Source organism: Paenibacillus hunanensis (assembly GCF_034055775.1).
In the GTDB taxonomy this organism is placed as follows: domain Bacteria; phylum Bacillota; class Bacilli; order Paenibacillales; family Paenibacillaceae; genus Saccharibacillus; species Saccharibacillus hunanensis.
In genome coordinates, this window is sequence record NZ_CP139194.1 from 4,726,688 (window position 1) to 4,740,366 (window position 13,679).

Sequence of the window (13,679 nt, forward strand, 5' to 3'; positions counted from 1 at the left end):
ATCAGCGTGTCGCCTTGCTTAATTGTTCGTTGCCCAGTTTTTCAGACGCCACTGAATCTGTTCGTTGATGCGATCTTCATAGGCTTTTACATTGATTGCTTTATAAGCGTTCACGTATTGATCCCATACACTATCGAATTGAGAGGTACCCGCCATAATCGCCTGCGGTAGGAATTTGAGTGAGGCATCGTTCATCTGTTTATTGGCGACAGATGCTTCGGAGCCATCGATCAGATCAATCTGCCAGGCTGGATAATAGACTGGATTCTCTGGAGCTGGCGAGAAGAAGTCTGTCCATGTTTTATGACCATAGGCATCAAGCAATGCGCGATCCTCTGGCTTCAGGGATGCATAGAATTCCTCTGGCTGACTGCCTGCATCGGTTGCATTACCATCGCTGTACGTACCTTGCATTTTTGGTGCTGCTCCGTAGAAAGCATCGGCACGGTTCGCGAGCTTCCACGATGGATCTTCCTGCTCCTGACGTTGCTCTGGTGTACGATAGAACTTGCCTTTGCTATCAACTTCATAGTCCTTGCCCTCTTCACCCCAGGACAGCAGCTTTTGATACTTCTCATCCATCAGTGCATCGAGGAACTTGATAATACGCTCTGGATCTTTGGCGTTCACACTAATACCAAAACCGTTATTCAGATTGATAACCGGACGATCCAGATAGTGATCTTTAATGCTTGTATCGTATACGAGTGGGAAGCCCACATACGTTTTACCATTTTTCTTCTGGGAAATGAGTGTGTCTTCTGCTTGTGTGAAGTTCCAGTGCTGATCGAACATACCGAGTACACGTCCGCTTGCCAGCTTGGACAGGTACTGGTCATAGTTTTGTACAAATGCTTCCTTGTCCATCAAGCCTTCGTTGTACAGACCGTTTAACTCTTTGTAGTAACGCTTCGCAATGTCCTTATCAGCAAATACGCTGGCTACATTGTTGTCTACAACAACGCCGCCATCATTTGGATGACCGGTCAGATGCTCCGGTGCATTCAGCAGCGGGAATACACGCCAGTCGGAAGCAAGTGTGGTGAAGCCGATCGTTGGCTGTCCATCAATCGTTGGATGCTTTTTTGCGTAATTACGAATCAGCGTCATGTATTCATCAAGTGTCTTCGGTGTTGGATAGCCTGCATCCTTAAGTACATCCTTTTGAATCCAGAATGCTGGACCCGAATACGAGTTAGCATGGAATTCGCCAGAATAAGCGCCATAGTTCGGCAGCCAATAGATATGTCCGTCACTGGAATCCTTCATACGGTTCCAGTATTTTGCATAGTGCTTTTTCAAGTTTGGCCCGTATTTATCGATCAGATCCTCCAGCGGAATGACCGCTCCAGCTGTAACGAGCTTTGGATCGGCTGTGATCAGATCAGGATACTCACCGCCAGCGATCATAACACCGAGCTTTTGCTGCAAATCGCCCACGAGGAATTCCATGTCGAGCTTCACGCCTAGCTCATCCTGAATTTTTTTGTAAATACGGTTATCCTGCGAAGGTGCCTGGTTCGGCGTACTAATAAAAGCGGTAATCGTGAACGGCCCGGAATCATCGGACGATGCGCTATCTCCACCGTTACAGCCTGCCAGCACCATGCCCAGTGCCAGTACGAGCGACATGGAGCCAAAGAAGGCCCGTCGTTTCATTTTTTTCATCAATCTGCTCCCCCTTGATATGGAATCGCATTGCCTGTGGCGTATCCGCAAACGATCACGCAGTAACGACCTGACGCTAGCCTGCTGCGCTACTCGCTTCACGATGAACGTCCAGCTAAAGCTTCGTTTCATTCTCATCACCCGAATGAGTAAATGAATTTGCGTATACGGCTTATGTATTTATTATGCTCAAATGTATACGCTTTCAGAATAATCAGATTAAAGAACTGTCCACCTGAAATTTAAGGTGTTGCTAGAATTGTCCAGTTCTATAACAAAAAGGATTGGAGAAAGCGTTATACGAGAGTGCGTTAACTATCAAGCTAGCACAAATAGTTAATTTAAAAAGCCTGGCGCTTGAAAGTCACACCACTCTAGGAAGGAATAAGGAAACGGACTCGGGTGGAGCCCAAGAATCTATGGTTGAGAAGGGAAATGTAGATTCTTGGGCTCCAAAGTCGTCCTTTTTCCTTATTTCCTTCCCTTCGCTCTGTTCGTATCGCCCACTTCATCATGATAAAATTCAACTCCATGTAATCGACTCGTTGTATTCTTATAATTCTGATCTTTATGCCTGTTATAAGATACTACATATTCCAAGCAACCATATCTTGAACTCTCGAATACTCATTCAACTGTTCTTGAATTTCAGCCACCTATTATGATGGGGGTGCATGTACCTGTTTACACCTACAGTCGAACTTATATGTAGACTAATAATCCAATCGCCTTCCTAGCTCACAAATAAAGCTGCTCCCTGATGGGAACAGCCTTGTGGCTTAATCACTCAACTCTTGCTGTTGCCTGTAATCACTCGGTCGATACCCTGTCCGCTTCTCAAATTGCTTTAAAAAATGCTGGTATCCGCGATAACCGATTTGTTCGGCCACATTGCAGAAAGCAAGATCGGTGCTGGTGAGCAGATGTTTAGCTTCTTCAATGCGTAACTCATGGATAAAATCAAGAATGCTCATTCCATAGCGACGAGCAAAGGACTGTCCGAGATAGACCGGATGGATATAAAATTTCTCTGCTAACTCGCGAATCGTCCACGTTTCGGTATAGTGCTGGCGCAGGAAATCAGCTACCTGTGCCTGAATGCCGCCTGTCTGCGTATCCTGTAGCATGCCCACCTCCTGCTGACAGCGCAGGCAAAATTCGGTCAGTCGTTCCTCCAGCACATTCAATCCGCTATACACGCAGGTGATCTGCTCCAGATCAGTAGGGCCTACTATATCGCCACCCTCACCACCTAGCTCGGCATACAGAGATACACAGCGTAGCACCACTTCATTGCTGAAAATGCCAACCAGCTCTGGCGCTGTACGTTCAATTCGGAAGTGCTCGAATTGCTGGTGTAGCTGCTCTGTTAATCGCGTGGCATCGCCATTTTCGACCAGCTCGCTGATCGTTTCGGCTGTAGCAAGCAGGGAGCTAGAAGCCGATTCTGTCGTTTTAGCCGCCATGGGCTTGGATGAAGCAGCCACCTGCTCCTGTCCATCAAAAAATAACAGCCGACTATGCACCCGTGCGTCCTGATATGAGAAATGTAGCTGACGCAGATCATATACAGGCACACCTGCACTAATGCGTGAGCCATCGGGAAGAGACGTTTGGAGTCGTCGACATAGCTGCTCCGCCTGCTCAATAGCTTGTATTTGATCCGCGACGAGCCAGCCCTTGACGATGCCGAAGGAGCCGCAGCGATCGGATAATACATAACAATCACTTTCCTGTGCAGCCCAGCGAGCTGCCTCAGCATAGGCTTCACTACCATTTTCAATTCCACACTGTACATGCAGATAGCTCCATACGCGCTTTTCCGTTCCGAACAGGGGGGCAAGCTCCTGCTCGGTATACGTACGACCTCCCGCATCCGGGCCAGCGATCAGCGCAGCCAGTAGCTGGCGCACAGCATACTCGTCCGCTGTGCGGCGGATATGCTCGCGGCGGCTTTGCTCCTCTAATTGCTGCTGTACTCGTGTCAGCACACTGTCCACCTCAGGCCCAATCACAGGCTTGAGTAAATAATGCGCTACCCCCAGACGCATCGCCTGACGTGCATATTCAAAGTCATGATATCCACTGGCAATGACAAATGTACTCGTCACATTGCCCAGACGGCGCGCCTCACGAATCAGATCAAGTCCATCCATGACAGGCATCCGAATATCCGTCACGATCAGCGATGGCGTCTGCTCTCGCAAATACTCAATCGCTTCCTCGCCATTCGAGCATACATTGTCAATTCGAAAGCCATACTTATCCCATTCGATCATCAGCTGCATGCCTTCCAGCGCGAACGGTTCATCATCGACCAGTAATACATTGTGCATAATGTCTCTCCTTTACCCCGACTCCCTACGTCGGAAATGTCCTTCTCCATCTAACTCAGCACGCGCAATTCGGAATCCAGCTTCTGTTCCCGTGCCTGCGTCACTATGCAATATAAAATCCGCTTCGCCTTCATAAAATAACTCCAGTCGTCGGTACACGTTACGAATACCGATATGTCCTTCCATCGCTTCATCTGACTTCATATTTTGCAATAGCTGCTGCAAGCGCTCTGGCGGCATACCGATGCCATTATCGATCACCATCACATTCAGACCATACTTATCCATATGAGCTGTAATGCGAATGCTACGGTCGCTTTTGCGTGCCTGTAAGCCGTGTTTACACGCATTCTCCACGAGTGGCTGAATGCTCATACGTGGAATCCGCTGCTTGAGCGCCGCTGGCTCAATATCAAATGTGTAATCGAACAGATCGCCGAAGCGGAATTTCTCAATTTGCAGATACATCGAGGTGAACTGTAGCTCTTCCTCCAGCAGCACCAATCCATCTGCACGACTAAGAAGCTGACGCATCATAAGCGACAGATTTTTGATAATGCCTGTCACATCGGTATAGCCATTTTTCGTACAGACAACAAGCAGCGCATTCAGCGTATTAAACAGAAAATGCGGATTCACCTGACTTTGCAGCATCGACAGCTCTGTACGTACGCGCTCCAGCTCAAAGCTTTTTTGCCGAATTTCCAGCTTGTACACATCATTGATTAGCGTTGTAATCCGCATCGTCATCACATTAAATGTCCGAATCAGCTCGCCAATCTCATCGCTACCTTCTGGCATATTGATCGGCTCAAACCGCTCATGCCGTATATTTTCCATATGATCGGATAGTCGCTTCACCCGATCATGATACGACCGCAAAATTACAAAAATAAGCAGCGACGGGATGACCGTACTGAAAATCGCCAGCAGCAAAATCGAGCGATGCGCTTCATTCAGCAGATTATCAATCCGTCTGGTATCGGCGATACCGATCAGCTTCCAGCCCTTTACATAGTTAAAATCGCCCAGACTGCGCTCGACGACATAACCTGCATTATCCTCATGCTCCGGTAAAGGTGGATTCGGAATAATCTCCAGATCATCCTCATTGCCATCTCCACTGGCAGCGACTACGCGATTTTCATTGTCGACCAGCCGTAATTGCAGACTATCCCGCTCACGATTTAAAATATCGTACACCTTACTCACCGTCAGATCGACTCTCGAATATTTATCATAACGAGCATGGGAGATGTAGGTATTCATTTTACTTACAATGCTCAGACGCTTGCCCGGATTCAGCCCGGATGTCTCATCATAGGCAGCGACAGTAATATTGCCACCTGACCGCGCCAGCTGCTGAAGCCATGGCTGACTGCCAAGCGTGCTGCTGCTCATCACATGATAATTGGCCCCCGTCTGAATCGTCTGGTTATCTGTATACACCCGCACCTCGGTAATATTAGCGGACATATACCGCGTTAGCTTGTCACGTAAAAAGCCGTAATATTCATCATAATAGGCCGATGGTGAAGCATAGGTACGGTCTAATGCTTCATAGATCGAGTTATCCATACCAATCGAATGATTGAGCGCGATTCCTTCATTGATCATGCCAAGCAGCTCGCCAGAAGCACGATCGATCGATTTGCGTAGATTCTCCACCTCACGCGCTTGAATATCCTCCGAATTACGCTGATAAAAAAAGCTATTAATCGCAATAATCGGCAGCAGCACACAGAGCAGATAAATGAGCAAAAACTTGTATTTGAGCGGAATATCATTAACTCTGTGAAACAGGAACCTCTGGAGTCCACGCACCGGCTTATCCTTGATCGGATCGGCTCCAGCCGCTTGTAATCTCTGTGCTCGCTGACGCCGCTTCCGCTCATTCTTTTGCCGCTGATTCGGCTTGTGGCTTGACCACATTGTGCATCATCCTTGCCTTCTCGATTTATAAACGGATGGAAGCTCACCTGTAAGCGCTTTATATTTATTCGTAAAATAATCACTATCATGATAGCCCAGCCAGGCAGCAATCTCCGCTACCTTCATATCGGTACGCCGTAATAGCTTTTGCGCTTCTTCAATACGTAGCCGATGCACATAATCGTTAAAGCTACAGCCCAGCTCGCGTTTAAACTGCTGTCCAAAATAAACCGCATTCAGATTAAAGCGCTGCGCTAGCTCCTGTAGCTGCATTTTCTCACGATAATGCTCCTGCATGTACTGCTTCGCCTCCGCGATAATGCTTGCGGCTGTGCCTTTGGCACGTGCTGGTTTATTGACTATTACTTGCTCAGCTGCACGCAGACACAGTCGCTTGAGCGTATCCAGACTCCAGCCAGCCGGATCATCCGCATGTGTCCCCAGTAAATGACGCAGCCAGCTCGCACTATCTATCGCCCCTGCCGCTTCACGCTGCTGGGCCTGTCGCAGTAGCTCGCCAAGCAGATGACGAATTAGCACACGTAAAATAGGATCGGGCACCGCCTGTCTGCCCCAGCGCTCTGGAAGATGCTCCACTGTCGCACGAATCGCATCGGTATCACCGCGCTGTACGGATTGCAGTAGATGAAGTGCGCATTCCTGCACCTCATCCAACCGATAATCTGCCAGCTGCGTACGATCACTAGCTGCATCGGTATCAACCGTAATACTGCGTGCTGAGCTGGAGCAGCGTCTTAGCTCCATCGCTCGCGCATACAGACCCGGCAGCTCCTCCAGTTGTTCTGCCGGCTGGCTGGAATAGAGACGATACGTTGCCAGCTCGCTATTGGAGGTGGCTGCTGCCATTTTACATGACTCCAGTGCAGCTACGAACGCTGTACGGCTGAGCGGCTCTGTAATGAGTAGCATTCCGGTATGCCCCGGGCTATCTGCAAATGTCCAGGCCATATAACCCGCAGCACGACATGCCGCTGCCAGACGTACCATTGGCGTTTCCTGCTGCCACGGTTCGTCCGCATGCCAGTGCTGTCTTGAAGAAGCAGAATCGACAGCTTCATCATGTACGTGCGCAAGCGCGGCTGTTCCATCTGTCAACCGCTGGGCAGATCGATGCGCAGACAGCGTGATTGCCGTGCTATCGCTGCGTTGCCGATGACCACGCACAATGCGAGAGCTGGATGAATGCGAGGAGGTGTCCTCATTTCTACGATAATCTTGCTCCAAACCGCCAGCTATTGAAGCTGATGTAGGCTCGGATGTATGTTCTAGTGCAGGATTGGTTTCATCTATGTGTAGTGAATCTATAGGAGATAGGCTCTGTGTTACATCCTCTTCATCAGGCGTTGCGCCTACAATAATACGTAGCTGCGCTTCCGGCTTGATCCCGAGCAAGCGAGCCATATACTCCGGTATCGTCGCTTCCTCTGCACGTAACAGCCGTAAAATAGCTGCCGCGGCTGCGGCTTCTGTCTGCTGACTTAGTCGCTCCTGCTCTGCACAGCTCTGATCGAGCGCCAGCTTGAGCTCTGCCAGCAGCTCATGCATTTCCTCACCCAGTACAGGCTTGAGCAAATAATGATCGACCTTGCACTGCAATGCCTGTCGGACATAATCGAATTCAGAGTAACCGCTTACAATAATCGTTCGCATAGGAAGATTCGGCTCCTGGCGTAGCGCCTTGATCAAGCCAATCCCATCCAGCACAGGCATGGAAATGTCCGTGATCAATAGCTCCGGACGCAGACTTTGGGCTAATTCCAGCCCTTCCTGTCCATCCGTTGCCATGCCGCATAGCTCAAATCCGTAGGCTTCCCAATCCACCATCGTCTGCCAGCCTTCCAGCATCATCGGTTCATCATCTACCACAATGACTCTGTACATGTCTGATCACCGCCTGTCCGATTTTGGTTGAGTTCACTTTATCCTTTATAAAGGAAGCTCCATTCTCATGCATATACAGCAACCTGTTATCCGTTATATTCTATGCTGCTTGTCCATAATCGCCACACCGGATCTAGTTGCCATCACTGTGCGCTATATACGATTTAGTATGGCATAACTACCCGTATCCAACAATATAAAATTTACTTATATTGGAATAGCGCACTACAGCAGACAGATTTAAGACTGCTTTACTGCCATCCCTTATGTGAGCTTCATCCGCGTTTTCGAGCTGGGTTAGATAAGTTTAATGCGGTTAAAATGACCATCATATCACGGTTTATATACTTTTCTTCGTCGAAGGGGATGAGGTAAAGTCGCAAGTACCTTTGTCAATTTCTATGTATTCTAAAGCATGATGTCTCTATGATCACTTCAATCGTGTGACACGATACGATAATCTGGAAGCCCCTCCTTCATCACAGACAAACGTAAGAAGGCTGCCTTGCCAGCGCATAATGCGCAGCAAAGCAGCCTTCTCTTATCCCCTTTTTATACAACTAACCTTATATCTCTACAGGCGCCTATTTTTTATATGTGATCGGCTTTTCTTTTTATCGGCCGCAGGCTACCCATTTTTTAGCTTGTTTTACTTTTTATTGATCATTCTCGCTGTACGATCAGCAGAGAATGGATCATATAACCGTACAAAGTCGCTCGGATCAGTGATTAAAAATCAAATTTGAAGTCGTCATCAGTCAGACGCTCTACATTGATCGCACGCACATAACCATTACCCTTTTTGGAGAAAAAGTCATGCTGCTTGGTGTGTGTGCTGATGCCGTTGAATACGATCGGGTTCACTTCTTCATCCGGGAACAATGGATCAAAGCCCAGATTCATAAATGCCTTGTTCGCATTGTAACGCAGGAAGATATTCACTTCCTCGGTCAGACCGATTGGATCGTACACCTCTGCGGTGTAGCCTTCTTCGTTCTCATGCAGATAACGGAACAGGCCTTCCAGTGTCTCATACGCATCCTTTTGCTCGTGCTCGTCCAGATCATTGTAGATTTCCTGTGCCAGTACACCCACGTATACGCCGTGGATACTTTCATCGCGCAGAATCAAGTCGATGATCTCGCCGCTGCATGTCATTTTACCCTGACCTGCCAGATAGAGCGGATAGAAGAAGCCACTGTAGAACAGATAGCTTTCCAGCAATACGGAAGCCGACATCGCCAGGAACAGCTCTTTCGGTGTATTAATGTTGTTGTAATACTGTCGAACTGTCTCCGCCTTACGTTGCAGGCGTGGATGCTCCTCTACCCATTTGAAAATGCTATCGATCTCTTCGGTCGAGGACAGTGTGGTGAAAATACTGCTGTAGGACTTCGCATGAATCTGCTCCATCATCGCCATAAAGCCGAGTACGGCTTTACGCTGCAATCCATCCACATGCTCCAAAATTTGCGGCATACCGATACCGCCCTGAATCGTATCGAGCAGTGTCAGACCGCCCAGTACCTTCATATACGTCTCACGTTCAGCATCGCTCAGCTGAATCCAGGACATTTTGTCATCGGACAGCGGAATCTCATCATCCGTCCAGAATTGCATAATATTCTGATTCCAGAACATCATTGTAAAGTCATCATCCGGACGGTTCCAGTTGACTGCCTTGATTGGCTCACTCATCGATAGGTTGCCCCTTTCCTGTAGACTGGCTTGGTTAACCAGTAAAATATCAACATCACCCAGCAAAATTTCCCATTGAATATCTCTATATAAATGTCATCGTTTAACCGTGTCCCCGTAGCTGTAAAGTAAACCGTTATGTACGGATGCCTAGCTACCTCTACTTACCTAGACAACGGCGAACGAACCGTATCCTCCATATCAGCGCAACATAAGGACAGCATGCAAAAGAATGCAGGAGCATGTCGCCCTGAGATGGTTCTTTTGCAAGCTGTATGAAATACCTTATACATAAATCAGAATGTTATCCCTGGTGCTGTAATGCTTCCCACGCATCCCATGTCATTAGCGGCTGCTCCGGTTGTGCCGTATGTGGCAGCATCGCAATCAGCTCCAGTGAATGACCGTCCGGGTCGGTAAAATAGATCGAAACCGCCGGCATAAAAGGAAATACGATCAGCTCACCCGCCTGCTCGACGGAGTCGCCGTGAAAATTCTGAGCGGTAATGCCAAGCTCTGCCAGCTGTGCGGCTGCCGTATACAACTGCTCCACCCCTGTCGTAAACGCAAAATGCTGACGCTGTACGAGCGGAGATGGATAGTTCTCACGAATACCGAGCATCGACGTGCCATGCTCACCAATCCAGTAAAAACGGCTCTTGCGCTGTGTATCCTGATGCAAAAGAGTAACGCCCGGTAAACGTTCATAAAACCGGGCGGATACCTCTACATCACTGACATTAATATGCGTTTCAAAAATACCTTGAATCATCGATACACACTTTCTGTCAGCGGATTGCTGGCTATAGAATCACTGTAAATCAGCTTACATACTTCCATGTGTAGCTGCATGCCTGATCGAGACGATGCTAGCCACGCATGAATGACTGCATAAATCATTCATGTCCCTGCACCTACTAGCTACTAACTTCGTCTTAGATCGAGCAGCTAATGCACTCTTCTACAGTCAGACGCTTCGTGCGTGTGTAGTAGAGAGATTTCAGACCTTTATGCGCTGCATACAGATAGTAGCGTGCCAGTTGACGTGTCGTTACGTCACTGCTTACGTGCAATACAGTCGAGATGCCTTGATCCACGTGCTGCTGAATTTCAGCAATCAGATCGAGCACCTTGAACTGATCCATCTGGTATGCCGATTTGTAGTAGAAGAAGTTATCCTGCTGCATGTAAGGCATTGGATAGTACGTTGTCGAGTTCGCATACGTGCGTGTCTCGATTTGCTCCACGATTGGCATAACGCTGGATGTTGCATTTTGGATATACGAAATGCTTGCGGTTGGCGCGATTGCCAGACGATATGCATGGTACAGACCATGCTTCATCACGTCTGCTTTCAGGTTCTGCCAGTCCGCAGGGCTTGGGATGTACATGCTGCCGAACAGCTCCTGTACACGCGCGCTCATTGGACGATAATCAGTCGACAGGTAACGGTCAAAGTATACACCGCTCGCATAGTCGGATTTCTCAAAGTCCATAAAGGTTTCCTGCTGCTCGCGAGCAATCTCCATACTCTTTTCAAGAGAATAGAAGTTCATCATCATGAAGAACGTGCGAACGAATTCCTTCGCTTCGTTGCTTTCATAAGCGATTTTGTTTTTCGCCAGATAGCCGTGCAGGTTCATAACGCCCAGACCAACAGAACGCATTTCGCGGTTCGCTTTGGCTACACCTGGTGCATTTGCAATGTTCGTCATGTCGCTAACCGCAGTCAGACCCATGATGCCTTCATGCACGGATTCGCGAATTTTGCCCAGCTCCATCACGTTAACGATGTTTAGGGAACCAAGGTTACAGCTAATATCGCGACGGATGATGTCTTCCGTACCATAATCCGTAATCTCTGTTGTCTCCTGTAACTGGAAGATTTCTGTACACAGATTCGACATTTTAACAGAGCCGATACTGTTCAGAGCATGGAACTTGTTCGCATTGCTCTTGTTCATAATATAAGGATAGCCGGATTCCAACTGAATGCTTGCAATCTTCGTTAGCATATCGCGTGCGCTCATGATCGCTTTTTTCTTCACGCGCTCATCAGCAAGCAATGTATCGTACATCTCGTCGATGTTCATATCGTCCAGATGCTTGCCATACGCCTTGAATACGCTATATGGAGCAAATACGTGCAGCATTTCGTTATCTGCTGCCAGCTTGTAGAAGCGATTCGGCACGATCAGACCGATCGACAGAGTTTTTAGACGTGTACGCTCGTCGGCATTGATCTTTTTGCTATCGAGGAACTCCAGAATGTCCCAGCCGAAAATGTTGTAGTATGCCGCGCCAGAGCCTTTACGTTGACCCATCTGGTCAGCATAGGAGAATGCATCCTCCATCAGCTTCAGTACAGGCATAATGCCTTTCGCTGCGCCTTCTACACCTTTGATTGGCTCGCCGCGTCCGCGAAGCTTGGACAGGTTCACCGCTACACCGCCGCCAATTTTGGACAGCTGCATGCAGGTGTTCAGCACGTAGTTGATCGAGTTAAGGGAATCGTCCATTTCCAGCAGGAAACAGGATACCATCTCACCACGACGACTTTTACCTGCATTCAGGAAGGTTGGTGTTGCTGGTTGCAGACGCTGCTCCATCATGGAACGTGCCAGCGTCTTTGCATTTTCCGCATTACCGCGACCTAGATGCAGAGCAACAACCGCTACGCGATCTGGATAGTGCTCCAGGTATTGAGAGCGATCATTCGTTTTTACTGCATAGTCCTTATAGAACTTGGAAGCTGCCATATAGGAAGGGAATTGGAACCCGTAGCTGTGTGTGATTTCATATACTGCTTCTACCGCATCTGGACTGTAATGCTCATACATGTCCTCATAGTAGTCGTTGTCGATCATGTAACGCACCTTGGACGCAGTGTCCGTGAAGTGCATACTTTTCTCGTCAACTTCCTTCATATACTCCTGTACCGCTTCTTTATCTTTATCCAATCGGAAAAAACCGTTTGCGTCGCGTTGCATCAATAGGTTGTTCAATTCAATATGCCGCAATTTTTTCTACCTCCTGTACGAATCGTTGGGCATCACCCGTGGTGCCCGACAGTTCAAATTTGTATACAACCGGAACACCGTAGCGCTCTGAGATCAGATCCGCACTTTTACCAAAATTGTCACCCCAGTTACGATTGCCGCTAGCAGCAACTCCAAGCAGACGCTGGTGGTTCTTTTCCAGAAAATGATTCACCTTTTCAGGAACCTGACCGAAGCCTGTCGTATACGTGATCAATACGAAGGGTTCATTCAACTGCAAGGCTTCTTCAATCTGTACCGCCTGTACGGAGGAATGCTTCAGTTTTCCGATAAACCGTTTCACATTGCCTGTTTTGGAATCATATGCAATCAGCATAGGTGACATCTCCTTCTCGACTCAATATATAGTGGCTATATGTAGTGCCATGTTGCGGGAATTCAAGGCGATTTTATACGTTTCAACCGCTGCTAACCCGCTGCCGTAGCGCTCTTATGTAGCAATTACCCATATATCGCACAATCAAACACCGTAACTCAATATATGGAGGATGCTTTTGAGTTTACCCTCTATATATTGTGTTGTCAAGGTGACTTGTAGACTGTTTAAACGGTCGAAAAAGGGGCTTTTTTGTACGGATTCCCCCTGAAATGGCATAGCTACGCCTTCCGTTCATGCGTCTCCCCCTGATGAGCATGAACGAAAAAATATTTCGCTTGACATACTATATGTTGTATGGTTGATTTTCCCTCCAAATTCCATTTTTTACGTCGAAATTCTCGGATCAACCATTCCCAAATGTGGACACTCAAGTATAAAACTTTACTGCTTTCACACTAAAAAAGCAAATGAATTTTGCAACCTTTTGAGAAAGTTCATAATTGAAAAAGCTTGCAAAATTCATTTTTATTTCTCGATCATCCTTTTACATTTTTGACGAAATTCAAGATTCGTGAATAGACCGCCTTTTGAGAGCGAATTCAAAGTCAATTGCTGGAATGTTACGAATGAAAACAATCATTTAAAAGTAGATTAAAAATCTTATACGGATAGAAGTTATTTTTACCCATCCGAGCCACATTATATTTTAGAGTAGGATCAATATCCTGATATCCATATTTTGGAGAGAAAGATCGAATGAAATGT

Annotated in this window: 8 protein-coding genes; all 8 read right to left on the bottom strand. The window is 47.5% G+C overall.

Going from position 1 to position 13,679, the window contains the following annotated elements:
• Positions 1-18 precede the first annotated feature (18 nt).
• Positions 19-1,668, bottom strand: a complete 1,650-nt coding sequence (locus SK066_RS19110; protein WP_320542670.1) for an ABC transporter substrate-binding protein — start codon at positions 1,666-1,668, stop codon at positions 19-21.
• A 779-nt stretch (positions 1,669-2,447) separates the two neighbouring features.
• Entirely contained in the window at positions 2,448-4,004 is a 1,557-nt protein-coding gene (locus SK066_RS19115; protein WP_320542671.1) for a response regulator, read from the bottom strand.
• Positions 4,005-4,016: 12 nt separating this feature from the next.
• Positions 4,017-5,936, bottom strand: a complete 1,920-nt coding sequence (locus tag SK066_RS19120) for a sensor histidine kinase (protein WP_320542672.1) — start codon at positions 5,934-5,936, stop codon at positions 4,017-4,019.
• Between the two features lie 6 nt (positions 5,937-5,942).
• The gene (locus tag SK066_RS19125) at positions 5,943-7,838 is read right to left on the bottom strand and encodes a response regulator (RefSeq protein WP_320542673.1); all 1,896 of its coding nucleotides are present in this window, start codon (positions 7,836-7,838) and stop codon (positions 5,943-5,945) included.
• Between the two features lie 729 nt (positions 7,839-8,567).
• Complete coding sequence (gene nrdF / locus SK066_RS19130) at positions 8,568-9,536, bottom strand: class 1b ribonucleoside-diphosphate reductase subunit beta (protein WP_188778585.1); 969 nt, start codon at positions 9,534-9,536, stop codon at positions 8,568-8,570.
• 304 nt (positions 9,537-9,840) lie between these two features.
• Complete coding sequence (locus SK066_RS19135) at positions 9,841-10,308, bottom strand: VOC family protein (RefSeq protein ID WP_320542674.1); 468 nt, start codon at positions 10,306-10,308, stop codon at positions 9,841-9,843.
• Between the two features lie 163 nt (positions 10,309-10,471).
• Positions 10,472-12,556, bottom strand: coding sequence for a class 1b ribonucleoside-diphosphate reductase subunit alpha (gene nrdE, locus SK066_RS19140; RefSeq protein WP_320542675.1), 2,085 nt, complete (start codon positions 12,554-12,556; stop codon positions 10,472-10,474).
• The gene (gene nrdI / locus SK066_RS19145; protein WP_320542676.1) at positions 12,543-12,911 is read right to left on the bottom strand and encodes a class Ib ribonucleoside-diphosphate reductase assembly flavoprotein NrdI; all 369 of its coding nucleotides are present in this window, start codon (positions 12,909-12,911) and stop codon (positions 12,543-12,545) included. Before nrdI ends, nrdE begins: the two co-directional genes overlap by 14 nt.
• Positions 12,912-13,679: the final 768 nt, after the last annotated feature.